At 35.9% G+C, this 25,633-nt stretch carries 22 protein-coding genes; 7 read left to right on the top strand and 15 right to left on the bottom strand.

What is annotated here, in order from left to right; all coding sequences use genetic code 11:
- Window positions 1-114: 114 nt before the first annotated feature.
- From ACFQRG_RS08545 to ACFQRG_RS08490, 12 genes are all read right to left on the bottom strand, one after another.
- Window positions 115-2,049 (bottom strand): PTS mannitol transporter subunit IICBA, encoded by a 1,935-nt coding sequence (locus ACFQRG_RS08545; RefSeq protein ID WP_380965468.1) that lies wholly within the window; start codon window positions 2,047-2,049, stop codon window positions 115-117.
- Between the two features lie 363 nt (window positions 2,050-2,412).
- The gene (locus ACFQRG_RS08540; protein ID WP_380965467.1) at window positions 2,413-2,970 is read right to left on the bottom strand and encodes a sugar O-acetyltransferase; all 558 of its coding nucleotides are present in this window, start codon (window positions 2,968-2,970) and stop codon (window positions 2,413-2,415) included.
- Between the two features lie 315 nt (window positions 2,971-3,285).
- Window positions 3,286-4,122: a hypothetical protein gene (locus ACFQRG_RS08535; protein ID WP_380965466.1), complete on the bottom strand. Its 837-nt coding sequence runs from the start codon at window positions 4,120-4,122 to the stop codon at window positions 3,286-3,288.
- Window positions 4,109-4,900 carry a hypothetical protein gene (locus ACFQRG_RS08530; protein ID WP_380965465.1) on the bottom strand — a complete coding sequence of 264 codons (792 nt, stop codon included), beginning with the start codon at window positions 4,898-4,900 and terminating at the stop codon, window positions 4,109-4,111. Before ACFQRG_RS08530 ends, ACFQRG_RS08535 begins: the two co-directional genes overlap by 14 nt.
- A gap of 4 nt (window positions 4,901-4,904) precedes the next feature.
- Window positions 4,905-5,273 (bottom strand): helix-turn-helix domain-containing protein, encoded by a 369-nt coding sequence (locus ACFQRG_RS08525; protein ID WP_380965464.1) that lies wholly within the window; start codon window positions 5,271-5,273, stop codon window positions 4,905-4,907.
- A gap of 461 nt (window positions 5,274-5,734) precedes the next feature.
- Complete coding sequence (locus tag ACFQRG_RS08520; RefSeq protein WP_380965463.1) at window positions 5,735-5,953, bottom strand: DUF2922 domain-containing protein; 219 nt, start codon at window positions 5,951-5,953, stop codon at window positions 5,735-5,737.
- 36 nt (window positions 5,954-5,989) lie between these two features.
- Window positions 5,990-6,217, bottom strand: coding sequence for a DUF1659 domain-containing protein (locus ACFQRG_RS08515; protein ID WP_380965462.1), 228 nt, complete (start codon window positions 6,215-6,217; stop codon window positions 5,990-5,992).
- A gap of 375 nt (window positions 6,218-6,592) precedes the next feature.
- The gene (locus tag ACFQRG_RS08510) at window positions 6,593-7,213 is read right to left on the bottom strand and encodes a DUF1643 domain-containing protein (RefSeq protein WP_380965461.1); all 621 of its coding nucleotides are present in this window, start codon (window positions 7,211-7,213) and stop codon (window positions 6,593-6,595) included.
- A 338-nt stretch (window positions 7,214-7,551) separates the two neighbouring features.
- Window positions 7,552-8,118 carry a competence protein ComK gene (locus tag ACFQRG_RS08505; RefSeq protein WP_380965460.1) on the bottom strand — a complete coding sequence of 189 codons (567 nt, stop codon included), beginning with the start codon at window positions 8,116-8,118 and terminating at the stop codon, window positions 7,552-7,554.
- A 223-nt stretch (window positions 8,119-8,341) separates the two neighbouring features.
- On the bottom strand, window positions 8,342-9,385 hold the full coding sequence (locus ACFQRG_RS08500; protein WP_380965459.1) for a DNA sulfur modification protein DndB: 1,044 nt from the start codon (window positions 9,383-9,385) through the stop codon (window positions 8,342-8,344).
- 12 nt (window positions 9,386-9,397) lie between these two features.
- Window positions 9,398-10,489 (bottom strand): DNA sulfur modification protein DndB, encoded by a 1,092-nt coding sequence (locus ACFQRG_RS08495; RefSeq protein WP_380965458.1) that lies wholly within the window; start codon window positions 10,487-10,489, stop codon window positions 9,398-9,400.
- A 1,402-nt stretch (window positions 10,490-11,891) separates the two neighbouring features.
- Entirely contained in the window at window positions 11,892-12,431 is a 540-nt protein-coding gene (locus tag ACFQRG_RS08490; protein ID WP_380965457.1) for a toll/interleukin-1 receptor domain-containing protein, read from the bottom strand.
- A 584-nt stretch (window positions 12,432-13,015) separates the two neighbouring features.
- Between ACFQRG_RS08490 and ACFQRG_RS08485 the strand changes: the two genes are divergently transcribed.
- The 7 genes from ACFQRG_RS08485 to ACFQRG_RS08455 all read left to right on the top strand — a co-directional run bounded on the left by ACFQRG_RS08485 (window position 13,016) and on the right by ACFQRG_RS08455 (window position 21,158).
- Window positions 13,016-13,645: a GntR family transcriptional regulator gene (locus tag ACFQRG_RS08485; protein ID WP_380965456.1), complete on the top strand. Its 630-nt coding sequence runs from the start codon at window positions 13,016-13,018 to the stop codon at window positions 13,643-13,645.
- Between the two features lie 24 nt (window positions 13,646-13,669).
- The gene (locus tag ACFQRG_RS08480) at window positions 13,670-14,434 is read left to right on the top strand and encodes a creatininase family protein (RefSeq protein WP_380965455.1); all 765 of its coding nucleotides are present in this window, start codon (window positions 13,670-13,672) and stop codon (window positions 14,432-14,434) included.
- 56 nt (window positions 14,435-14,490) lie between these two features.
- Window positions 14,491-15,141, top strand: coding sequence for an RraA family protein (locus ACFQRG_RS08475; RefSeq protein ID WP_380965454.1), 651 nt, complete (start codon window positions 14,491-14,493; stop codon window positions 15,139-15,141).
- Window positions 15,142-15,163: 22 nt separating this feature from the next.
- On the top strand, window positions 15,164-16,486 hold the full coding sequence (locus ACFQRG_RS08470) for an MFS transporter (protein ID WP_380965453.1): 1,323 nt from the start codon (window positions 15,164-15,166) through the stop codon (window positions 16,484-16,486).
- A 38-nt stretch (window positions 16,487-16,524) separates the two neighbouring features.
- Window positions 16,525-17,319 (top strand): carbon-nitrogen hydrolase family protein, encoded by a 795-nt coding sequence (locus tag ACFQRG_RS08465; protein ID WP_380965452.1) that lies wholly within the window; start codon window positions 16,525-16,527, stop codon window positions 17,317-17,319.
- A 615-nt stretch (window positions 17,320-17,934) separates the two neighbouring features.
- A complete protein-coding gene (locus ACFQRG_RS08460; protein WP_380965451.1) occupies window positions 17,935-19,116 on the top strand; it encodes a trans-sulfuration enzyme family protein in 1,182 nt (393 codons plus the stop codon).
- Window positions 19,117-19,517: 401 nt separating this feature from the next.
- Window positions 19,518-21,158 carry an APC family permease gene (locus ACFQRG_RS08455; protein WP_380965450.1) on the top strand — a complete coding sequence of 547 codons (1,641 nt, stop codon included), beginning with the start codon at window positions 19,518-19,520 and terminating at the stop codon, window positions 21,156-21,158.
- A gap of 792 nt (window positions 21,159-21,950) precedes the next feature.
- Here the strand turns inward: ACFQRG_RS08455 and ACFQRG_RS08450 are convergent.
- The 3 genes from ACFQRG_RS08450 to ACFQRG_RS08440 form a co-directional block, all read right to left on the bottom strand.
- Window positions 21,951-22,823 carry a DUF4435 domain-containing protein gene (locus ACFQRG_RS08450; protein WP_380965449.1) on the bottom strand — a complete coding sequence of 291 codons (873 nt, stop codon included), beginning with the start codon at window positions 22,821-22,823 and terminating at the stop codon, window positions 21,951-21,953.
- Window positions 22,816-24,186, bottom strand: a complete 1,371-nt coding sequence (locus ACFQRG_RS08445) for an AAA family ATPase (RefSeq protein WP_380965448.1) — start codon at window positions 24,184-24,186, stop codon at window positions 22,816-22,818. Before ACFQRG_RS08445 ends, ACFQRG_RS08450 begins: the two co-directional genes overlap by 8 nt.
- 647 nt (window positions 24,187-24,833) lie before the next feature.
- Window positions 24,834-25,301, bottom strand: a complete 468-nt coding sequence (locus tag ACFQRG_RS08440; RefSeq protein ID WP_380965447.1) for a hypothetical protein — start codon at window positions 25,299-25,301, stop codon at window positions 24,834-24,836.
- Window positions 25,302-25,633: the final 332 nt, after the last annotated feature.

Here is a 25,633-nt window from a genome sequence, read left to right as displayed (position 1 = left end):
CCTTATGCTAGGATCTTAAAATTGGCCCCTACGTCGAACGGCTGCATTGCTGCCAATTTATACTTTCCTTACGTAAAAGGAAATAATGAATAGAAAAGCTAGCTTTTCTATTCATTATGCATTAACGAAATCATTTTCAGCAGTTAAAATATCTATGATTTCCTGTGCTGTTTTGGCCGCAGCCATTTTTTCAATATTGGCCATATCCGAGCAAGTCACAGCTATGCCAGACAGAATCTCCAGATGTTTACCATCTTTTCCTGCAATACCGAAAATCATTCGTACTTTATTACCGTCAAAGTCGACACCATTAGGGACTTGGATAACAGTAAAGCCGGATTTTAGAACAGCCTTCTTTGCTTCCTCCGTACCATGCGGGATGGCAACGTCATTCCCCATATAAGTTGAAGTTAAGTTATCACGGTCAATCATTGCTTCGATATAATCCTCTTTAACATACCCTCCGTTAACTAAAACCCTGCCGGCAAAACGGATGGCATCCTCTTTCGTTTCGAACGATTGATTTAGGAAGATGTTTTCTTCAAGAAGCAGATCATTATCATTCTGATGATTGATATCGTTATCTTGTTCAGACACAGCAGCTTCTGCCTCTTCAATGCTTTCATTAAGTTCGCTTTCCCCGTTGTTTTTCAGCTGTTCAATTAATTTATCGTATTTAGGGCTTGATAAGAAATTATCAACGGATACATGGTAAGCATTTGGCAGTTTATCCTTGGCCCTAGGGGTTAACTCTTCCTGTGTAACAACAATCTGACAGTCTGACGGAAGGCTGCTGATTGCCGTATTTGTAACGGTAATAGGCAGTCCCGCCTCCTTAACCTTTTTACGAAGAAGGGAAGCACCCATCGCACTGGAACCCATTCCGGCATCACAGGCAAAAACGATTTTGCTGACGTTTTCCGGGAAAACACCAGGTTCTGCAGTTAAAGCACTTGCTACTGAGCTTTTCTTGCCTTTCATCTCTTGCATTTTTGCAGCTGCTTCTGAAAGATCCCCTTCATTTTCTTTATCTTTTGCTGTTTTAAGAATAAGACTGGAAATAATGAATGATACGGCAGCCGCTACTAAAACGCCGGCTATTATACCAAGGTAACCGCCTTTAGGCGTCATGGCCAATACCGCAAAAATACTTCCCGGTGAAGCGGGTGCTACAAGACCGGCATGAAATATAGAAAACGTGAAGACACCGGAAACCCCGCCTGCGATAACCGCAAGAATAAGCATTGGTTTCATTAATACATAAGGGAAGTAAATTTCATGAATCCCGCCAAGAAATTGAATAATGACTGCACCAGGCGCCGATTGCTTTGCACTCCCTTTAGCAAAGAAACAGTAAGCAAGAAGAAGTCCCAGACCAGGTCCCGGGTTTGCTTCAAGCAAGAACAAAATTGAATGCCCGGCTGATTTTGCCTGTTCTATGCCCAATGGCACTAAAATCCCGTTGCCAATCGCATTATTTAAGAACAAAATTTTTGCCGGTTCAATAAAGATGTTTGCTAACGGAATTAAATGGTGATTAACCAGCCAGTCAACACCGGAAGCTAACAAATTACTCAAAAACTCAACGGCAGGTCCTACACCTAAATAAGCAAGGATGGCTAAAATAGCGCCGACAATGCCTGCGGAAAAGTTATTCACAAGCATTTCAAATCCCTGACGAATTCTATCTCCAAATAACCTATCTACTTGTTTTATACAATAACCGCCAAGCGGCCCCATGATCATCGCACCAAGAAACATTGGAATATTGGTCCCGACAATGACACCCATTGTCGCAATGGCGCCAACAACAGCACCGCGTTTATCATGTACCAATTTTCCGCCTGTATAACCTATTAATAATGGCAGTAAGTAAGTAATCATCGGAGTGACGAGTGTTGCCAAATGTTTATTCGGCAGCCAACCTGTAGGGATAAATAAAGCTGTGACAAGCCCCCAGGCGATAAACGCTCCGATGTTTGGCATAATCATAGAACTTAATGAATTACCAAACTTTTGTACGCCAACTTTTAAACCTGATTTAGTCAAAAGTTTTGCTCCTTTCTTCTTTTGATTACACTATTAATGTAAGTCAGAAAGCACTTACATTCAATAAAAGAAAAAGCTAACTTTGTCACAGCCATTAAGACAAATGATGTGTTAAACAATTCTCAAGCAATTAAAGGTAAAAAAGAGAAGGCACTAATCATAAATGTACGTAACATTCAGATAGGCGCCTTCTCATGGATAAGATTGTATCAATGATCTGATACATCATTATTTCTCTTTTTATGTAAATTTTATATATTAATAGGTTTAAACAGCCTCTTCAGATTTACTTGCAGTTCTCTCTTAAAATGACGGATACTCAAACCCAGGTATAATAAGGATGATGAGTATGGGGAAAACAAATCAATCTAACTTTCTAATGATTTTCGCCGGATTTCCTCCAACTACCACACTATCTGGAACATTCTTTGTTACAACAGATCCGGAACCGATGACAACATTGTTTCCAATCGCCACGCCTGGATTAATGACAGCCCGTCCCCCAATCCATACGTTATCTCCAATGGTAACGGGTTTCGTATATTCGATTTCAGTTATCCGTTGTTCGGCATCTATAGGATAAGCGGCTGTATAGATATGTACACCTGGACCTATCATGCAGTTCTGTCCGATAGTCACCCGTCCTCCATCTAAAATTGTACAGTCAAAATTGGCATAAAAGTTCTCTCCTGCGTGTATGTTGTATCCATAATCACAGCGAAAGTCAGATTCGATATGGATTCGTTCCCCTGTTGACCCAAATAGTTCTTTTAACAACGCCTCACGACTTTCATAGTCTGTTTCATCCGTATGATTAAATGTACGAACAAGCCTTCTTGCTTTTTCTCTATCCTTCATCAATTCTATGTCTGCAGGAAAATATAGCTCGCCATTGATCATTTTTTCTTTTTCAGTTCTCACTTATTAGATGTCCCTTCCGACCTAAATTGAAATCATTTCAATACTAACATGAAACAAATTGCAGACTTTTCATTTTTCAAACTATCTTTTTTCTTCGATGACAATATTTCTAATTTCAATTTCCTGAACATATCGAAGATTCGTTATTATACCTGAGCATTTAGAGTGCAAACGACTCTGGATTAATTTAACTTTAATTTGGAATTTGATTTTTTGAGTCCGGAATAATTTGAGTAGGTACCTTCTGAAAGAAAAAAACATTATTTCAAACCCCCTAAACTAAAGTGAAAAGGAGTGTCTGGAATAATGCGCTCGTTAAAATTCAAAATGGTAATCATCTATATGTTTCAAAGCATCCACAAAGTCTACGGTATCCATAACATATTCATGTCTAGAGCTGCTTTGATTATCTAGTTTTTTTGTATATATTACGAATTTGCTATTTGGACGCAACTTATTAACATCTTCAATATTAATCCATCCCTCTGAAATAGCCTCAATAAGCAATATATCAGTGCTGGCAAAGCTTACAGGAGTAGCTGGGTTATGTATTAATTCAATTTTACGAAGGTTGTCCATTATCTTTTGTTTAATAGTTAAAGTACCTTTATCACTTGAAAATATTGTAATATGGCCAATTAATGAGGGGTAATGATGAAGTAATAAATATGTTAATACTAAAATTGAAGTTTCTCCAGCATTCTTTCTTAATTCTGTATCGCCTCTGACTTCGAAGCCTTCTTCGTAAAAATCTTCAATCCAATGTTCAGGTAGATCATTATTCTGATTGTAATATTTTTTTAAACCGGAAAAAAACTTTCTAGCAGGAGATATTGAAGAGGAAGCATGCTTAAAAAGTTCCATTAACCTTAACTCTTGGTAATTTATTAAATCAACATAATCTTCCTCTTCATTCAATATAAAATATGGAACTGGAATGGCGGCCAGATAATTTAATCGGTTAGAACTATGGGATATTTCACGATGAACCCACTCAGGAATAAGTATAATATCATAATTATTAAATACTTTATCCGTATGAAAAATATCACCATGTTGACTACAGAACTCCAAATTATTATTATCCATAATGAGAATACGATTACTGTTTCTCTCATTGATTACTCTATCAAAATCTCTATAATTCCCCACTTTCTAGTTTCCCTTTCACTTGCAGATATTTTTGTTCCAGTGCGTTTATAAACTCTTTTGTTTCTATATAAGCACGATCATCAGAAGTGTCCACTTGATTTACTTCATATTTCAAAAGTCCAAAATCCACTTTAAATGATGGTTTAACCAAATTTTCATCCAAAGATAGCTTTTTAAATAATTTTTCCCATGACTCTATACTTAATGATAAATCAAAATTCGTTTTTATTATTTCTTGAAGCCGTTTATTTTCATATTCTATTGCAGACTCATACAATTGAATTAATATTGCTTTGTATGGGGCTTTAAACGTATCCATACATATGGCAACTTTATCAATAAACTCAGTTTGTTTTAATGCAAAGAAATAATTATAAAGATCTTTACTAATTAACATTTGACTGGCAAAATAATCCGCTTTACGTTCCGTTAAATCAAATTCCGTTGAAATCTCATGGGAATTTGAAAATTCCTCAGTAAGATGGTAAATTTCATGCCAATAAATAAAATACTGATATAAACGGGGTTGAAAAGTATTAATCACGGGAATTTTTTTACCATTAGGCAATTCCCTAATAGCTCCTCCCCAATCTGAGTCTGGAATAGGGATTTGAATTAAATAATTATCTTTCAATATTTGTAATGCAAGTTTTTCTGGAGATTGAATATCATATTTAGCAAGGAACCTATGTGTAAATTTTAAATGACGTTGTATTTCATTTTCAATTTGCCGATTTAATTTTACGGTTTCATCCAAATTCTTACTTGTTATTCTCAAGTTTTCACCCCTTTATATAAAAAGCGGCAACAGTTAATAACTCATCTAAATCATTCAATAAATCTTGTGTTAATTGGGTTCTCTTAGAAGATGCTGATCTATCCGAATACTGAGTGGTTGGAATTTGCCATTTTTCTTGTTGTGCAGGAGAAAAATTTATAAAATAATCGATGGGTAATTTTAAAGCTTCAGTTATTTTTTTTATTTGTTCTTCATAAATTTTAGGATTAGGGCTTTTTCCTTCCAAAATTTGATTTATAGTTGGACGAGAAATCCCCGTCAATTTAGCTAAAGATGTTTTTGTATATCCCTTTATCCTTAAAAAAGTAAGTAAGTTTTCTCCAATAACATTCTGCAATGTGTACAATTTCATTTAATCACCCCCATCTTGCTCTCCTTATTCATTATACACTAAAACTTGAATAGTATGTAAAAATGTTTTTTACATGTTGTAAAAATATTTTCGTCTAATAAAAGAATCTTTATACTTATTGATTGAAATATAAAGTAATTAGTAAAGGATTACTTAAAATAATACATGGACATTACCTACAAATCTTTTAACAAGAAAAAGCATCCCTAATTCCATTCATTACTTAGCATGCGATCCTTTATCCCAAAAGGTTTTTAATATTGTTTCCCAAGTTCATCACACTATATCAACTACCGATCATGTAAACTTAGGCAGACTTTCACCAACAGGCAATAAACAGCTTGCTACAAATAAAAGAAAACCTGTTATGAGTTACCATTTCACAACAGGTTTCCTTAAGTATCTTTCTTTTCTTACCAAAACAGACGATTTCTGGACCGTTCAGGAATTTGAGTGTCTTACTACCCTAATTCAATATCAGTCACATTTCTTTCAATCACCCGCGCGCCTTTTTTACTGATCAGGTCACCGCCAGCGGATGTAAATGCACCTTCTGAAACAATAGTATCCATAGCAGCATTCACAACGGCCGGACTAATAGGATCAACCGGTTCATCCAAGCTGATATTCACGGTGCCTCCCTTTTGATTCGTAAATAACAGCTCTAATGTTTTCGCCATTATTGCCAACTCCTTCCCTTAATCTGTTAAATATTTTCACTTAGATTCTCCAACTAAATCTACCGTGTTGTTTCTCTCGATAGAAATGAGCGGGTATTGTTGCAGCGGCGCAATCGCTTTGGCAACGTTATATAGTTGATCATCAGTTGCATTAATTTTGACGTTGCGGAAGCTTTTTTTCTTAATAACAGGCTTGCCGTCTTTGTTCATACCGCCATCCAAAGACATAACAAGCGCTGTATCTGTTAGTGTACTCATAGCCATGTTCATCACCTCCTCCCTTCATATCATAAGTAGACAGAAGAGGCGGAAAGTGGTGAAAGACATTTATAAAAAAATGAAAGAGGATGTCGATCAAGTGAACTGCCTCCTGTTTAATTTGACAGGAGGCAGTTAATTGTATGTATTTAGCCGGATTAACAGCGGCATGATCGTCAAAGCCTTGATTGCTCTAGTAATTTCTCTTTTGCCCGACTGCGGTATGATGGGAAAATGGCGGCTAAAATGATTCATATTCCTGAGGTACGGCTAGTCAGTTTTCAATTAAAAAAATTGTCTTAGATCGCCTGTCACTTCTAATTAATTAAACGTTTGTTTAAACCCTTCAAAATATCATTTTTTTCCCCATTTGAAATATCATTAAACCCGGATTTTTCCTCTCGACGCTTCAATAAAATAATCCGTATTCATATATAATGGATGAACCGGGTATGTAACATCTCTTATTTCTCCCCTATGTTTTAACTTTTTGACTATAATGGCGTCCGGAAATTGACTCATTATTTCTTTTTGCCGCTGTGAATTAATTTTTTGACTCCCCCAAGCAATCCATACAAACTTATAAGAATTGTTAACCGGCCTTTGTTTAAACATTAGATCCTCTACCCCTGTTAATTTTTTGGCTAATCGAATAGCCTTGTCACTATCCTTTTCCCTTAGATTAAATAAGTTTTCTATATGAATGGTATAACGATCCGGAAGCGTGATATTGTTGTATTCAAACGCCGAATTAATAAGTCTAGTAACTTTACTTAACGTTTTATCAGGAGCTGTTGCCACTGGTTCTATTGTCTTATACTCACTTGTTTGAAGAGTATGAAATAGCTCTTCTGATATAGGCCGGGCATCCCCAGGGTTAAGCATATAAACTAACCCTATGACTTTACCAGGCCCTAACTTCGAATGACATTCAGTGCTGTGCCTGAAGATTTTAATGCCATCGGAAGTATTTCTTGACTCAAATTGAGCAACTATATTCATTTTACCTTCCCCCCTAATTTAATATATTTTACTGCATATTGTTATTATTCTGTAATTTCGTCCCCTACCTTTGTTTAAAACCCCATTGTCATACATAAGTAAACCTTATGAATGTCAACTAATTATAGTTTCAAAACGTGAATCTATTAAGGATCCAAATAAACAGTAAACAGAAGAGGCGGAAAGTGGTGAAAGATTTTATAAAAAATGAAAGAGGTTATCCCCTCAAATGAATAGCCCCCTGTCAAATAGACAGGGGGCAGTTCATTTTGTACTATAATTTTAATGGTTCGAAACCATATCTGTTCTCAAAAGGTCTACTTTTAAAATTACATTCACTATTCTCTAAGTCTATAGCCCCCATCTTCCATTTTTATAACACTCTTATTTAAATCCACAACATTTCTGTCAGTCATTGGCTCTCTTACCACCCTATATTCCGCGACGGTTTCTTGTATCCGATGGCGGTATTGGGCTGTTCTGAAGACTTTTAAATCAAATGCGTTCTTTGAGATTGGTAAATCAATCACTTGATAATTAATGAAACGAACGGTTATTGACTCTTTGTCTTTTTGTTTCCAATCCTTTATATGCGTATGAGACAGCCAAATGCAATAATGATTTTCAGGAGATGACAATGGAAGAAAATACATTCCAAGCTCTGCACAGAGACAAATAGGTGTCATTGTTTTATATCCCATAAGAGCTATTGTTCCACTTTTACCGCCTTCGTAACTTGTACCAAATTCCGCGCAAGATCGATCTATGATCTCGGTATGTAATTGAGGTACAACAATGATTTGAGTCGTCTCAATAACAATTGTCCACCGTTCACCATATGGACCGTTCATCGGAAAAAGTGCCATTGTCTCCGGTTTAACGATGTAATTTTCTACTTGCATCATTTTTATTTCCCCTTCCCAAACTATTTTAAGTTTCTAAAATAGCCATTCACATCTTTCATTTTTTTCGGAAAGAGGGTATACTAAAAATAAGTTGGTATACCCAACTTGCCTAAATCCCTTAAGTGTTCTGTTTCCTAGACCGTACACTTAGGGGATTTCCTTTTGAATGGCCTTCAACTAGCCTCACCTCCTTAAGTAATAGCACTTTTATCATATATTTACTTTAACTCTCAGCCTCTGACTTTAACCATCCAACGATTTGATTAAGACTTGACTTATCCTTATCAAGGTAATAGATATTCCTTCTGCCGCGAACGTTGCCTTTGAATTTCCGCCATTGCTTATTGGTAATCAGCCAATCAATGTGCCGAATTCTATCCATTCGCTCCTCAATTACAGCCTGACGCTTTTCAAATGGAACTCTCTCAAGATCTTCATTTGCATAAAGGGCGATGGCAAGCAGCATTGGGTAACTTGCCAATATCGTGATCTCATAATCACCAATCGTTTTTGCGGAATGACATTGAAAGAGCTTATCAAACCATAAATGGAGAAGATGAACATACTCGTTTGTCGATAAGAAGCCGTCAATATCAACCTTATTTAGGTCTTGTTTCGTGATCTTCCCTCTTATAAAAATAGCGACAATATTCCGGAGCTGTGCCAAAGAGAGCAATTTCTTATTGGGCGGTTTAACCACCGCATGTTTTTCCATTTCAATACCAGCAACATCTTTGAGATCCAGGTTTTGGATAAGCAACTCATTTGTAATCTTATTAATTTCATTACGAGAATCATAAGCAATGCGCTTCGACAGTGCTACCTTTTTTCCCTTAGTATTAAAATCAATAAAGAGTTGGTCGCATTCTTCAGGTGTCAATCCTTTAAACATTTGAATGCCGAATGAAGAGTCATTCAATTCTTCATCCGCTAAAAAGACTTTTTTTAACGATTGATCTTCTTTTAGCATCTGTTCAATCAATGAAGGTAACTGATGTAATGCTAATATTCTTTTGCTGCCATCAATAACTTCAAATCGGGTGGGTTGTCCATCATTCCAATCTTCAGGGCGGCAATTGGCAACCACTGGCGGCAAATATACCTTTTGTTCCTTTATGTTATCAAATATGTATTTCTTTATCTCACTTACCTGTGCCTGTCTTGCAGATCTAAGCTTGATTTTATTCTCCTCTACCATCTTAATAAGGTCTCTGACTTTATATATCACGTATGTTTGCTCGATGTTCCTTTCATAAGTCAAAACCATTTTTAGACCACCCTATTTATTAATGCACTCCAAAAAAATTTTAGATAATTTCTGTATAGCAATAGTTTCTGAATGCCTTTTTATTTTGCGCGCCGTTGAATCATAAAAGTTACTGTATAATGGATCGTCATGACGCCATGTGCAGCATTTTTTTAACACCATTAAATTCTTTATTGCCCCATAATAATCACAATCATTTTGCTCAGCATATTTGAACACAGTATATGCTAAAGCCACTTGTATACCTGTTAAACCTGATGTATATTTCTTCCTATCCCATGCCTTAGAAGGAAATACGTCTACAAGAGTGTTAAAAAAGGTTTCCGCAACATCCGGCATTTCCTCTATTCGGCAACGCCTTGGATAAGGTTCTCCGTTTTTTACTGTTAAAGTGCCTTCAAACAGCGCTAACAAACAGCGTTTAATAATTCGAAGTGAGGTCAGTGCAGTGTTCTTTGTTGTTAGACGGGATAACTGCCATTCGATCTCAATACGATTTTCAAGTTTCTTTGCAACTTTACGTGTCATAACAGTGTAAGGGTCCCGCTGGTCGTAACGCATGACCAGGCCTTGATGTGCGTCTTTCCTTGAAGTATTGATGTCCGTAAACAGCTGTCTTTCTTCTTCAGTATTAAGATTCAGATAAATCTGCATCATGATTGGGAAATTTAATAGCTTGTCTATCTGTTCTTTCGATTGTATGTACTCTAAATCATTGAACTTTCCTCTTTCAGCAAGTGTTTCATTTTTTGATTTCAAGCGATTAACCGCTGAGGCATGGGCCGATAAGCGGTGCTGCCCGTCTTGGACATAAATCTTCTTCGTTGGATCGATCACCCACTCGCCGTTATCATTTTCGACTATTGCACCTCTTGCCGAAAAAATAAATGGTGAGTAATAAAACCCTTCGTCATCCGGGTGATCAAGAATATATTGTCTTATTTCATTAAGTTTCCCAATGTCGAGTTCGCGTTGAACATTATAATCGATGTCAAAAATCGCTTCAAGTTGTCGAAACGGCATGGATGTCATCAGAATTTTCTTTCCAAATTGCCGATAGATTTGCCCTTGCATTTGAGTTACCAAGCCAATAGTATTAGTCATTTTTACCACCTAAAAGCATTATACTTAAACTCTATTCAAAAAGGAAGCATTTTTCTGCATTTTCTATTACTTTTTTACCAATCGTGTATGTATTACACCTGCGTCCTAACTATTGACAAAGTTATATTAATATAGTATATGGGGTGGCACTTTATTTAGTTTGCTTTACAAAGAAGAAAGCTGCCTTATATAACCTATATATATACCTTACGTCAGTTTTTGCTCAAAAACTGCAGATAATTATTCAAGTTAACCTTTCTAATCATCGTCTTCTTAGGAAATAAACTTAACAAATTTATAGAGATATTTTTATGCTTTTATTATAAAAAGGCCACCACTGTCTAATGAGTATCATTTCATTAGACAGTGGTGGCTAACAATACTATTCTATTTTTAGAAAAACATAAATTCCGTTATAATGGCTTATTTACATACGAACTACTTATCTTTTTATTAGATGAGGATGTAATTAAACATTAGATTTTTTAAGCCCAATTTAAGTTACTTATTTCAGTATCGTGTTTTTACCCGTTCTAAACGAGCTACTAAACGATTAATTTAACTCCCGTTTTCTTTTTCATTGTTATCTATGTCTTTCTATAATAATTTTTACGTTTCTTATAATTCTCAAGAGAGACAACTACAACGTACTGCTTATTGAATTGTCCGATTTTCACCTCAATGCCTTTGTTCTTCGGGTCATTTGATCCCCTCCCTAAGTAATAAGGAGTGCTCCCCTTCTAAAAAGGACCCCAAATGAAGCATCCATTGCAGCATTTATTAAAAAGTTTTAATTACCTTTTATACAATTTTAGATTTTCCATTTGCACAAACTATCAAATTAGTTCATATGGTTTTGCTAATGTAATTATCACCGCTAGACTCATAAAAACTTTAAATAAGGGTTAAAGGGGCATCGGTTCCTGTTCTCGAAGTCCCGCCTTTATACCCTTTACTTTAAATACGGCTCTATACTTTTTTTCCAAATCCGTTTTACAATTTCTCGTGGTTCTCTTGGACTTTCTCCAGAGATACTCATTGTCATATTTAAGCACATCTCGTTATTTTCTTTTACTTCACAATTTATTGTTTCGTTTATTAAACCATCATTATAAGGATTGAACATTTTTCCATAAACCAGGTTTATACTTGGATTACTTGATCCTAGTAAACTTCCGACCCAAATTTTCAGCCCTGTTTTATGTTGACCATTAACATAAAATTGGATAATCAATTTTTTATCGTTTATTTTATCTTTTATAAATTGAAAATTAGGATTTTTCGATTCTACTCTTTCTAGCAGTTCAGAAAGTAGCTTAGTTATTTTTGTATAGTTTGTTGAGATAAACTGATTTCTGTCAAAGTCAGTAACACTTTTTAAATTCGGTATATCAAAGTCATCCTAACCTGATTCAATTGTTTCATGAACATTTATTGCGCTATTTGAATTAATCGGCTGTAATATAGGCATTTTTCCAAGTGGTGATTTCTCAAATAATGGAACCTCTGCAATGTGGTATAGAAGTTTGCGGAATGCATTTTCGAATGAGACATCATCAGAAAAATCAATAGCATAGTAATCACGATAATGGAAAGGGAATGCATTCAAATAGTTTTCTTTATGACGCAAAATAAATATTAGTCTGTTTGGATTATTTTTTAGTATTGGTAATGACAAAGTAGTTTCAAAACCTACCCCGCCTTCAAATTTATTTGCCCTATTAGCATACTTTTCAGTCAGTACTATGATTATAGAATCACTATCACGTAAACCTTGAATCATCATTTTATTTAAATTTGTAGTGCCGTTTTGTGTTTCAAATAAATCTATAGTAGCATCAACACCATTAGTACGTAACTTATTAGTTAAATTTAACACCCATTTTTGATGTTCATCATTATCCCAACTATAACTAACAAAAACGGATTTTACCTTGTCCATGGCGTTCACCCCTAACAACAATTTTCTAATTTAATAATAATAGTGCTTCCCGCCCTGTTAACTTGGATGGTTCTGTAACAGATAACAGTAAATATTTCAAGTGAATAGCCACTAAATCATTTTGGATTATGATCAGTAAAAGCTAAAAAATTTTATTGTTCTTATAACTAAACCCTTTTTGGTATTTGGTAGATATACACAACTCCATTTTATATGAATAGAGTCTCCGGAAGGCTCTAAAAGCATTATATCTTGATGGTATTTTGTTTACAATATGTGGTATATGTTCAAGTAACGGGTTTTACCAACCCTATTAAATCAACACTTTTAGTGTTTTGATTTCCACGTTACTTGAACATTAGCCTATTTTTCAACAAAAATATTATTAAAAAGTTTGACCATATTTGACTAAAAAACTGTTAATAATATTTAACTAAGCCATAAGTTTGCAATCAAAACATCCTCCCCATCATCTGAAAAATAATTAGCATTATTTTTAAACATTGAAATATTTATAGTTGTATACAGCCTGAATTCAACTGGCATTCAGGTCATGCTCAATTATTTGAGGAGGACTATTCGATATGAAAAAAGGCCCAGCTTTAAACGAAGTTGCATATCAAAAAATCAAACAAAGTATTATGAGGGGCGATTTTGCAGAAGAAAATGTCACCTCACAAAATCAACTGGTTGAAGAACTTGGCATGAGTCGAACACCAATTGTTGCAGCACTTCAAAGACTTCAACATGAGGGATTTTTAAAAGTTGTTTCTAATCAAGGAATCATTATTCAAGAGTTGTCCATTAAAGAGATAAATGACTTTTATGATGCACGTATTGCTATTGAAACCTTTTCAATTCAAAAAACAATTGACTTGTTAACTGAAAATCATTTTAATACTCTATTTGAAATGATTGAAGAACAAAAGATTTGCTGTGAAAAGCAAGATTTTTTTAACTTTGCACAACTCGATGCTGATTTCCATCAATACCTATTGGAAGTTGAAGGTAATAGTTTGTTTATCCAAACGATGTCTAATATACGTGAAAGGCTTTTTTATAACTCAAAGTGTTTCTTAATTAAACGGCAAAATATGATGACATTTATTCAAGGTCATATTGAGATTATTGATGCATTGAAAAGGAAAAACCATCATTTGGCAGTTAACAGATTAGAAGAACACATCAAGAGCGGTAAAATATCACTTGTTTAAAACAGAAAATGAGGAGATGTGAAAATGAGTGTTAAAACTAATTTTCTTAAAGAGATGAGTTGGAAAATGTTTGAGGACAAAAAAAAGGAAACTGATCTTGTTCTTATACCTTCAGGGGCATTTGAAGTGTATGGCCCGCATTTGCCCCTTGGCTCTGATACTTTAGTTTCAGTTAAAATTGCTGAACTTGTAGCTGAACGGGTTAATGCAATTATTGGTCCTACGCTGGAAGTTGGTGATTCCGCCATGCTGGATGTATTTCCCGGAACGATTACTATTCAACCGGAAAGTTTTAAAGCCTATTTAACTGACGCACTAAGAAGTTTGAGAAAATGGGGTTTCAAAGACTTTTTATTTATTAATACTCATCTTGGCAATGTCCCTATTATTGGTCAAATTGCTCACAATATCCAACGGGAAAATGAAGTGCGGTGTGCACAAATTGATTATTGGCGTTTTATAAAATCATTAGATAAAGGGATCATCGAATCTGGTGATTTGGCTCACGCTCATGCAAGCGAAGCAGGCACATCTGTCTTAATGTATCTTTATCCTCATCTGGTAGATACAGAAAAATGGGTAAATGAACCGCCAAAATCCAACGACCAATTCTCTGATTTTATTCAATACAATAACTATGATAAAAGCACAACATCAGGAACAATAGGTAATGCAACATTAGGGACCAAAGAAAAAGGTGAAGCTTTAGTCAATAGGTCTGTTGACCGCATTGTACAATTTTTACTGCAAAAATGGCATATTAAAGAAAAAAACTCAGTTATTTCTTAGGTACCTTCACTTCATCTATTAATAAAAAACAATACTAATAAAATGGGGGTTTAAAGATGTTTCGTATTCATCCAAGAGTTCAAGGAGTCAATTCAAAACTTATTGACCTCTATCAAAAGGTCGATCCATCTACCATTGGCCATATGACAGATTTTGGCTTCCTGAAAGGATTGAAACCACTATATCGCCCAATAAAATTCGCAGGAAATGCCGTTACAGTCAGAATTCCTCATATGGACTCAACTGCCGTCCATAAAGCAATGGATTTCGTAGAACCTGGTGATGTCATCGTTGTAGATATGTCTGGTGATGAGCAGCGTTCTTGTTGGGGAGGAATGGTTTCTTATGCTGCAAAGGCAAAGCAAGTCGCTGGTGTCATCGTATCAGGTTGTATTAATGACGTTCCGGAAATTTTAGAACTTAACCTCCCCATTTTCTCACTCGGTATCAGTCCTTTAACAACTAGAATTCTTGGTATTGAAGGAGAAATAAATACGACAGTCAGTGTAAGCGGCACAAGCATTAGCCCAGGTGATTTAATTGTCGCAAGTGATGACGGAGTATTCGCCATTAATCCAAAAGATGCGGAGCAATATGCTAGAACGGCTATTGAAAAGCAAGATGCGGAGATAGAAATGAAGCGACAGGTAGATGAAGGAGTAAGTCTCGCCTCTCTCAGCGGTGCCGATAAATATTTTTCTAAATAAGGTTTGAGGGGAATGGGGTTGAATGAAAACCACTAACGTCAGATGGCGCATTGTATTATTAATTATGTTTCCTATGCAATTAATGATGCAAATGGATCGTATCAACATTAGTGTAAGCGCTTCATTAATTCAAAAAGATTTTGGGTTTAGTTTAGCAGAAATGGGTCTTGTTTTATCGGCCTTTGCTTGGACCTATGCACTATTCCAAATACCTGCTGGGATTTGGGTACAACGCATTGGATCCCGCAAAGCAGTTGCAATCGCCGGTATTCTTTGGTCTTTGTGTACCCTGATTACACCTTTTGCCTCAACACTTATTTTATTACTGATATTCCGCGGTTTATTAGGCATAGCTCAAGCAGCGGATATTCCTGGGGGAATTAATGCTATAAACAATTGGTTTCCTAAAAGAGAAAAGGCAAAGGCAAATTCAATTTTTCTAAGTTCCGGATACTTAGCTGCCGCGATTGGCACAACATTAACGGCTTGGATTGTCTCTCATTTTGGATGGCAATGGGGATTCTATGGCTACGGCATTATTGGTATTGCCGTTGGCGTGTATTGGTATGTTAGCTTTCGGAATAGTCCTCATGAACATAAAGGTGTCAATCAAGAAGAATTGAAATTGATTAATGAGGGCAAAGAGCCGGACCCATCGAAAAACAATACTAAAGTTAAAACATCATGGAAAGATTGGAAAGTCTATTTTAGCAAATGTCAGTTTTGGGCGATCGGCTTTCAATATTTTTGTTTAGTATTAATTGAAAGTTTTTATATCACTTTACTTCCTACATTTCTTGTTCAATCCCGCGGATTAACCATTGGAAAAATAGGCATCGTAGCCGCTTTACCTTGGATTGCGCTCGCTATTAGTGTTTTTGTTATGGGCAATATCATTGATTTTGTTTACAAAAAAACTAATTCCCGCTACCTTTCACGTGTTCCCTTCGGAATAGCTGGCTTCGTTATCAGTTCCGGATGTTTATGGCTGGCCATACAAGCGAGTTCGGTAATAAGTTTATCTATTTTCTTAATGATTTCAATGGCTGGCATCGGTATGATTCAAGTCCCGAATTGGTCTGCAGTTCAGGACATCGGAGGTAAACACAACGCCTCCTTATCAGGATTTGTTAACTTTTGCGGGAACGCTTCAACAGCAGTTGGAACTATTTTAGTCTTGGAAATTGTTAGCCTTACAGGAAGTTGGACAATAGGTATCTTGCTGATAACCGTAATGGGTGTACTTGGCGCTATGTCGTGGCTTCTTATAAAACCTGATAAACCACTTCTAAAGAGTGATGAAATAATCATAAAAAATCCGGATATATCAAATCAAACACTTTAATATTTTACAAACCGCTAATTATTAGGAGGGTATTTTAAATGAAAGTAGCTGTTGCTCAATTAAAGTCAAGTTCGGATAAAACCGCTAATTTAGAGAAAGCAAGAAAATATATTAAGCAAGCTAAAGATTCAGGGGCAGACTTTATCCTGTTACCCGAAATGTATATGGCTTTTATTCCTTCCTCATCGCATATGACGTATGCAGATATAGCGGAACCTTTAGACGGCCCATTTGTAAGCGGATTAGCAAAGTGCGCCAAGGAAAACCAAATATACGTCATATGCGGCGTGCACGAATCAAAGCCCAGTGAGGATTCCAGAGTATATAATACAACCATTTTTCTTAACCGATCTGGCGAATTATTACAAGCCTATCATAAAACTCATTTATACGATGCTTTCAACTATAAAGAGTCTGACTATATTATACCTGGAACAGATGCTCAGGAAGTTGTAGATACCGAGTTTGGTAAAGTTGGAATGATGGTTTGTTACGAAGTAAGATTCCCAGAAATCAGCAGGCGATTAGCACTTAAAGGCGCTGACTTCCTTTTTATTCCTTCAGGTTGGGTTGCAGGAGCAATGAAGGAATATCATTGGAAAACTCTCCTATGTGCAAGAGCTATTGAAAATACTGTCTATGTGTTTGCAGCTGACCAAGTCGATAATATTTTTTCAGGTCAAAGCATGATTATAGATCCAATGGGTGTGGTTAAAGCTAATGCTGGAGAGGAAGAAACACTTATTATTTCGGAGGTTAGTCCTGACCGAATAAATAGTGTGAGAGAAAAATTGCCAAGCGTGGCTGATAGAAGGCCTGAGTTTTATAACTAAGAAGCTTTATGTCTAAGTATAGTCCCCATCTGTTCATCGGATGGGGACAATTCAAAGATTAGAAAAATGGTCAGATCTTGATGAAAAGTATCTCGGTGACATTCAAACGGAGCAAAAAAATATATCGGTCTATACTTTATTTAAGCTTATAAATTTAGATACCTAATTTTAAGAGGATTGCGGTATTGATAATATATACGTTTTGATAAAACACCCGAAGTTTTAAACTATATTGGTACAATCCCCTTCATATTTTATATCTAAGAAAGATATACATAAATACAAGCACCTATTTAACCGATGATTGCCTTTCAGATGTGTGTAAAAGGTTCTACAGTATTTGGGGATTTTTACATGAATGACGGGTCCCGAAAGCAAGAGGAAAGTGCCATTTTAATCGTTTTTTGGGAGTTATCAAAATTGTTTGCCTTCATCTTAAATTTTACGAGATAGATTGGTACACCCTCCTGTAGATTTTGATATCTCCTTAAGAGGATTAAGCCTTTTTGCTTTGTGGATTCAGGTTAATGAACGGCTCGATCCCACGTTAGTTTAACCAGGTATAGATGGATTCGCTATCATGGGAATCAGTTAATACCACTTTGTCAATGCTAATTGGCTAATGTTAAAGGAGGAACTTCCATGCAAAAAGAAAAATGGGCGTTTTCGACACGTGCCATTCAATCAGGTGAATCAGTTGATTCTGTGACACGGGCGCTCAACACACCGATCTATCAAACTTCAACATTTGCATTCGAGTCCGCACGAGATAAAGAAGCCGCCGTAGATGAAGGAATGAGTTGGACCCCCGACACTTATTTTTACAGCCGGACCGGGAATCCGACAACGGCAGCGTTGGAGAAAAAGATGGCATCACTGGAGGGGGCAGAGGATGCCGTTGTGACAGCCTCGGGCATGTCGGCCTGTGCTACAGCGCTGTTAAGCATTTTAAATGCGGGAGATCATTGTATTGCTTCGTCTGACCTTTTTACGATAACTCAGAGTCTTTTAGATGATGTATTTGATGCAAAAGGTATTAAAGTAACACGGATTGACACCAATGATATCGCAGACGTAACAGAACATATACGATCAAATACGAAGGCCATCTTCGTCGAGTCCTTGTCTAATCCACACATGAATGTTGCTGATATACCGAATCTCTCCAAAATAGCACATGAGAATGGCCTGTACCTTATCGTCGATAATACTTTTTTATCTCCTTATTTATTACGTCCACTAGAGTTTGGTGCCGACCTTGTCGTACATTCAGCAACAAAGTACATAGCGGGCCATGGGGATGCGCTGGCAGGTGCTGTCGCTGGAGATAAGAGTCTTGTTGACCGGGTGCGTTATTATTTGGACAATTTGGGCGCTCCTGTTAGTCCGTTTAACTCCTGGTTGATACTTCGCGGCCTTCGTACACTTCCTCTCCGAATGCGGGCACATTCGTTGAACGGGCAAGCGGTTGCAGAACTTCTTGAATCACGTCCGGAAGTTGAATTCGTCCTTTACCCCGGACTTAAAAGTCATCCCCATTATGATGTTGCCCAAAAGCTGCTTCGTGACGGGAACGGAGGAATGATCGCATTACGCTTACACGGAGGAGCTGAAGCGATGGAGGCGTTTGCGGCGAATCTCGAACTCTCAGCTATAGCGGTTAGTCTTGGTGACGTCCGGAGTCTTGTCTATCCTATGCCGAAACGTCAGAATTTAATTCGTCTCTCGATTGGATGTGAAGATGCAGGCGATCTATGCTCTGACTTTATTCAGGCTCTTAACAAAATTTCTTCATAGTAAAGGAAGGCTTCTTTTAAACCTATATCGAGTTGATTAAGTTATTGATCCTGCCTATAAAAAATGAAATAAGGAGGAGGCACGGCCTCCCCTATTTCCCATCAATGTTATCAAAAAATCTATAAAATCCAGCAATCATTTTGATTTCCTGTTTGTCTCTTCTGAAATTGCAGCCAGATTGTCTATTCAGTCAAGGGTAAAGCTCCGCCCACACTGTCCCAGACCCTTTACAGCATCCCAACTGCAGCTCTCAGCAAAAGATCTGGGATAAAAGAAAAAATATAATCAGGAAACTGAGAATAAATTTTTTTGATTTAAAAGAATGATAGAAGCTTTATGTTTCAAAGGTTCAACCCCATTGATCAACAAGATTGATACTAGCATGAGGAGGAACAAACTAAATGGAACATCAGAAAACCTCATCCTCACCTCCTACTAAGGTGAAGGTACCAAATGATATTGGATTTAAACGTCATATTGGAAAAAACGGGTTATTATTTACCAGCGTTGGAACCATAATCGGATCAGGGTGGCTCTTCGCTGCATTTAACGCAGCGAGACTGGCTGGCCCTGCTGCAATTATATCATGGGTTTTAGCGGCAATAATGATACTTGTAATCGCGATAGTCTATTCTGAGTTAAGCGTTATATTCCCCGTATCTGGAGGGGTGATACGCTTTCCGCAGTATTCATTCGGTTCGACCGTGAGTTTTACCGGTGGTTGGCTGACATACATCTCTGCAGTTACGGCTGCACCTACGGAAGTATTGGCAACGCTTCAATATTCGAGCAACTACCTTCCGTGGCTGGTAAAAGGGGGACCCGGGGGATCCTCACTTTCGTCAATTGGCCTTATCATTGCGATTGGTCTCATGGCACTATTTAGTTTGGTTAACGTATTAGGGGTTAAACTATTCGCCCGGATAAACAATGTTTTAGTATGGTGGAAACTATGTGCCCTTGTGATGCTGGTTGTTATCCTTATCTTGTCTTCCTTTAATCTTCAAAACTTCTACTCTCCAAGATTTGGTGGCTTCGCTCCAAGCGGATTTTCATCGGTGCTGGAGGCCCTTCCGGCTGGAGGTATCGTATTTTCGTTTCTAGGGTTCCGGCAAGGTATCGAGTTTGCGGCGGAAACAAACAACCCTAGGCGAAATGTGCCATTCGCGGTGATTGGATCCGTGGTTTTGTGTCTGATATTGTATATCGGACTTCAAGTTGCGTTTATTGGTGCAACACCAAGCCATTTTCTAAGCAGCGGTTGGCCTAAATTATCATTTGAGGGGTCAGTAGGTCCGTTAGCCAGCCTTGTGACGATACTCGGCATCGGCTGGCTTGCAATCATCGTGTACATCGACGCTATCATTTCTCCCGCAGACACTGGATTAATATATGCGTCAGTTACTGCCAGATTGTCGTACTCGCAAGCGAGGGCTGGGAACGCGCCGCAGATATTGAGCAAGCTCAATAAAAAGGGTGTGCCTTGGATTTCAGTTCTACTTATGTTTATTATTGGTTGCATCGCCTTTCTTCCGTTTCCTTCTTGGAAAGAAATTATTGGTTTTACTACCTCGGCGATGATCCTTGCATTCGGTATTGGCCCGCTGGTATTTGCCGCGTTGCGAAGACAGTTACCAGACCAGCCGCGGAAATTTCGTGCTCCGGGATCCGATGTTCTTGGATATGCAGCCTTCCTATCATCGAATCTTATTGTGTATTGGACGGGTTGGCACACAAACTCTAGGCTCTTTATATCTATTCTAATAGGTTTTATTTTATTTGGCATTTATAACTTTATTGCCCGTAAAAACCCATCAACTCCTCCTCTTCACCTTAAGGCGGCTTCTTGGATTCCGATTTGGCTCGGGGGCCTGGCAATCATAAGTTTCTTTGGCCCGTATGATGGGGGACTTGATCTTTTTAAGACTGGCGTAGGAGAGCTGATTGTCGCCGTTCTAAGTGGGTTCGTTTATTGGATGAGCTTGGCTTTAAGACTTTCAACGGCGGAAACGATTCGGAATGTCGAGAGAACAAGAGAGTAAACGACAAGGTAGTTTAGATGATTACGGCCAGCGTTTTTTACCACCTTTGCCATCATTTGTACCAGTGTTTGACAAACAATTTACCAAGTGACGCCACCCACTTTACCACACAGTAAATGGGCTACTCTACTTTGCCCAAAGCAGTGCAAATTCGGTAGTCTGCCACCATTGACCTAACTTTTGTCCGTGTTGTGGAACTATCGTAGGTGTGGCATAAATAATGCCTAAGAGGCACACATGCTCAAACACGATAACACGGACAAATTGATTCTAAGCATTCGCTGGCGGGGCCCCTTCCCCTTCCAGCGTCTGCAAAGAATCGGGCGTTATAGTCAATGGCAAGCAGCTGCACTGTGGCTCTGGCTCTATTCATAAAAGTATAGCGTTCTGAATGAAGACTGGTAAAAAGACTGTCATTCGATGCTAAATTTAATGGCGGGGATTGGTAATAAATATGTCATCGCTGGTACATTTCCGTGGCCGTAATCAGTTTAGATACAAATTTGGTATAGCAACCGTGTCTAAGCCCGAAAATATAATGTTTACGGGCTTTGTCCACATAATATAACCCTACTTTCTTTTTAGTAATTCTGCCTATTTTTAAGTTCTCTCGGGGTTGTTTACGTCCTAATGGTAATGAATAAAGTATACTTGAAATCCCACTATTTGCCGCTTACTAGTCTTCCCCTTTAAAAAAACTACTCCTCTAATTGCTAGTTGTGTCTAACAATTAGGAAGTAGTTAAGTTCTGCGATCCTCTATCCTTTTAACCTATAGAATTATGGAATTGGTTCAATTAAAAACTAATTTAAGGATATGATCTTTTATAAATTGAAATTTACTTATATCAAAGTTTTCGACTAAATGTCCAAAGAAGAAATCTTCATCTATTGACTTCTTACTAATTTTTTTTACATATCTAAGTAAACTGGCTAATAAATATTTACCTGATATAAGACATTTAAAAAAAGGTGCTTCCAATTCTTGAATTAATACATTTATATATTCATATTCATCTTCAAATCGTTCAATAGACCCAATCCCTTTTTGAACATATTTTTGTCTTAATTTATTAATATATTTTTCTACTTTTTTATTGTCGACTTTATAACCATTATCTTCAATAAATTTATATGGAGATAATTGAACGTTTTCACCAAGTTTATGCTTTCTACAAATAATAAACGCGATAAATAATGGTAAAAAAGCAAGACTGATCTCATTTAACCACTTTTGAAATTGTACAATGTTCCCCAATTCCTCTATCGGTAAACAAAGTTTCCATTGTAATGCACGAAGCACTGCAACCTCTTCTATTAAATAATTTTCAATACAATATTCCTTTAAATAAATTAATAATTCGTCTTCAAGATTCTCGATTTCTAAAAAGGGATCTAAATCTTGGTCTACAATAAAAAAACATGGACTAGGGAGGCTAATTTGATTTGATCGGTATGATTTTAAAGCCCTTATTATATTTCCTTTTCCTTTAAGAGAGAATACCCTTTTTATTTTTAATTCATTTTTAAATAATTCGTTAAATAATTTTAAATATGCATGGACAATTTTTTCATCTTCAACGTATATTGTTATATCATTATATGACGAGTATAATTTACTTAGAGCGAGTTTAGATATATCATTATGGATAGGAAGACTATTCATTGTATTCACCTCGTACTTCTACACACTTATCAATTCGATCTCCAATAATTTCTGGTGAATGAGTAGCTAATATTAATTGTGCATTCGGTATAAGATTAACTAAGTTGCTTAAAAGTTTATTTTGCCACTCAACATGTAGTGAAAGCTCAGGTTCATCTATAATTAAAGCTCCTTTACCAATTTGATCTAAATCTAAGACCAAAAAAATAAAAAATATTAATATATGTTTTTCCCCCGATGACATATGTCCTACTAGATTTGATTTTTCACTGCCTATTCTTCTAAATTTTATAGTTCGTGTAGATTCTTGTATAAAGACTTCTTTACCAGCATCTGAAAAGAAGCCATTAATAACCTCAAGCATCTTTGTAACTGGACCTCGAATTTTTTTCCTTTCTTCATTAGCCTTATTAATTAATAGTGCAATTTCATTTAGTTTTTTTAATTGAGAAGTAGCTGATATATAATTTGCAAAATCAAGTGCATTATTTATACTAATTTGGCCATCTTGAAGTATACTAAAAGAGTCTCTTAATGTATTAAGTTTATTTGCTATCCTTTTTAAATCGCTTTCTACTGGTAAGTCAAATTTTAAATTTTCATTATTTTTTATTAATTCATCTATATTTATTTCTTCTCTAATATTTAAGTCTACCGTCTTAATATCGTTATAAACAGTAGTTTTTGTTAAAACATCTTTCTTTAACCTTTCTAGAATATCATTTTCCTTTTGTATAAGTTTTGCGATATAATCCCTTAATAATGAAACAGCACTTCTAATAATGGAGTCTAATGAACTTCCAGATATTTGCCCAAAATGGTGTCTCCTTTGACTATGAGTTCGCCTATTTTCATCATATAGTTCTAAACTTGAAATATTTTTCCTTGATATTGGCAAATAAAGATGATAAAAATTTTCCTTTATTTTACTTTTCATATCATTTATACTACCTTTTGTAAGGTCTTCATTATATATTGTTTTTTTTATTTTCTCTTGCATATAAAAATTACCATGTACTACATCATTCTCAAAAGTCTCTCTTTCGTAATTAGAACCATGGGGTATAATGCATTGATGATCTTCGTAAATTACTTCATAGCAATTTTCATTTTTATTAATGATCTGAGAGGAAATAATAATTTTATGCATTTTCCTAATTGAATCGAAAGCGATTAATTCTAAATATTCAAACACATATCTGTTAAGCCTTTCTAATTTTCCTGATATTATACTTGATAAAATGTTTAATATAGTTGTCTTTCCACATCCATTAATTCCATAGAAAATAGTTACATCATCATTGAAATGTAGAGTATATTCTTTTTCATAAAGACCTTTAATAAATAAACTTTTAATCTTCATTGTTATCCCCTTATTTTAAATTAAATCAATATCTGGTAAAAATGATTTAATGATTTTACCTTCCAAATAAACAAAAGCCATTTTAAAGTTATTATACTGAAAATCTAAATTATTGATTTGACACGGGACTATTTAACCAGGAATTATTTTCAAGGTGAAAAGGTTTTAAGTGTCCCATTTATGAAACAGCCTGGAAAATACGTTAAGGATTACGATGTTCTTTAATAATAATTTTAGGCTCTTTTAGAAAGCACTGATTTTTCAAGGTAGATAAGACTTCTTTATAAGTTTCCTAACTCTTTATCCGGGCCTCCTTTTTTTAGACTGTATTTTTAGTACCAAATATACTAAACGTTGCAAAATTCAATTACAACTTATAGACCATACTGCTCTAATAGGCTAATAAGCATACCATCTAGGGAACTCCAAATTGGTATAGTTCCCCAACCCTGCCTAAAACCAATTACAGGACTTCGGTAAGCACTGAGTATAGGGCAGAAAAAAGGGCCGCCCTTTCTTTGTGGATTTAGTTTAAATTAGAATTAGCAAACTAATATTGTATATCCTAGAAAATAGCCGACCTTTTAATTAAATAAGACCTATATACACAATCCGCCTTCTTTAAAATTAGTTATTAAAAATAAAATTTAAAGCAAGTTTAACTTTTTCATTATTTGGTATACAGTTAAAACAGCAGTTCCTATTTGGGTAATTATTACAGGTAATTTATAGATTAATGACTTTCCTGACCTAGTGTTAACCAATTTCACCAATAAACTTACAATACCACTAAAAATACCAACAAAAGCAAAGAATAATAAGAATGAAATTACCCAATTTATCAAAGTGTAAGGAAAATAATAGTGTAATAAAGCCCATATTACTAAAAGCCCTAAACCAATTCCCAAATTATCAAATCCAAATTTTTTATTTTCACTTTCCAATTCAGTTCCAAGTCCTATTGTACCAACAGAAATTAAAATAGCAGAAATTATATATGATAAGTCTTTATTTCCTAAGTAATCATGATTTAGATAAATAAACATTGCCAGTAGTATAAAGGCTAAAGCAAGTCCTATACCAAATTCCTTTTGATCTTCATTTTTATTATTCATAAAAACCACCTAGTAATTGTTCATATGCCAATTAAAAGTTTTAAGTAATATCTGATGTTCCATGTATCAACTAATGGCTAAAAGCGGCAGATAATATGTTCACCTTGGTTGCCATTAGCCATTGATAAAACAATTTAGATAGAGCATAGCAAATCGAAACGAGAGATCACAGACCAAACTTTCTTTTCAGAAAGAATTGTGAAGGAAATAAGTAAATTATAATAAAATATTATATTTATTCCATTAAACCCCCATTTAACCAAAATTTTCTCACCAAATTGTTTGTTAATAAAAATCCTATAAAGTTTCACATTATAATTATTTCAATTATT

It is taken from the genome of Scopulibacillus cellulosilyticus (genome assembly GCF_042665295.1).
Classification (GTDB): Bacteria; Bacillota; Bacilli; order Bacillales; family Sporolactobacillaceae; genus Scopulibacillus_A; species Scopulibacillus_A cellulosilyticus.
Note: the sequence above shows the minus strand (reverse complement) of the source record. Positions and strands in the feature narration are given on the sequence as shown.

Coding starts and splice junctions, on each gene's coding strand:
- ACFQRG_RS08525 (WP_380965464.1), bottom strand. CDS start 5,273: ATGAAATTGTACACATTGCAGAATGTTATTGGAGAAAACTTACTTACT.
- ACFQRG_RS08520 (WP_380965463.1), bottom strand. CDS start 5,953: ATGGCGAAAACATTAGAGCTGTTATTTACGAATCAAAAGGGAGGCACC.
- ACFQRG_RS08515 (WP_380965462.1), bottom strand. CDS start 6,217: ATGGCTATGAGTACACTAACAGATACAGCGCTTGTTATGTCTTTGGAT.
- ACFQRG_RS08510 (WP_380965461.1), bottom strand. CDS start 7,213: ATGAATATAGTTGCTCAATTTGAGTCAAGAAATACTTCCGATGGCATT.
- ACFQRG_RS08505 (WP_380965460.1), bottom strand. CDS start 8,118: ATGATGCAAGTAGAAAATTACATCGTTAAACCGGAGACAATGGCACTT.
- ACFQRG_RS08500 (WP_380965459.1), bottom strand. CDS start 9,385: ATGGTTTTGACTTATGAAAGGAACATCGAGCAAACATACGTGATATAT.
- ACFQRG_RS08495 (WP_380965458.1), bottom strand. CDS start 10,489: ATGACTAATACTATTGGCTTGGTAACTCAAATGCAAGGGCAAATCTAT.
- ACFQRG_RS08490 (WP_380965457.1), bottom strand. CDS start 12,431: ATGGACAAGGTAAAATCCGTTTTTGTTAGTTATAGTTGGGATAATGAT.
- ACFQRG_RS08485 (WP_380965456.1), top strand. CDS start 13,016: ATGAAAAAAGGCCCAGCTTTAAACGAAGTTGCATATCAAAAAATCAAA.
- ACFQRG_RS08480 (WP_380965455.1), top strand. CDS start 13,670: ATGAGTGTTAAAACTAATTTTCTTAAAGAGATGAGTTGGAAAATGTTT.
- ACFQRG_RS08475 (WP_380965454.1), top strand. CDS start 14,491: ATGTTTCGTATTCATCCAAGAGTTCAAGGAGTCAATTCAAAACTTATT.
- ACFQRG_RS08470 (WP_380965453.1), top strand. CDS start 15,164: ATGAAAACCACTAACGTCAGATGGCGCATTGTATTATTAATTATGTTT.
- ACFQRG_RS08465 (WP_380965452.1), top strand. CDS start 16,525: ATGAAAGTAGCTGTTGCTCAATTAAAGTCAAGTTCGGATAAAACCGCT.
- ACFQRG_RS08455 (WP_380965450.1), top strand. CDS start 19,518: ATGGAACATCAGAAAACCTCATCCTCACCTCCTACTAAGGTGAAGGTA.
- ACFQRG_RS08450 (WP_380965449.1), bottom strand. CDS start 22,823: ATGAATAGTCTTCCTATCCATAATGATATATCTAAACTCGCTCTAAGT.
- ACFQRG_RS08445 (WP_380965448.1), bottom strand. CDS start 24,186: ATGAAGATTAAAAGTTTATTTATTAAAGGTCTTTATGAAAAAGAATAT.
- ACFQRG_RS08440 (WP_380965447.1), bottom strand. CDS start 25,301: ATGAATAATAAAAATGAAGATCAAAAGGAATTTGGTATAGGACTTGCT.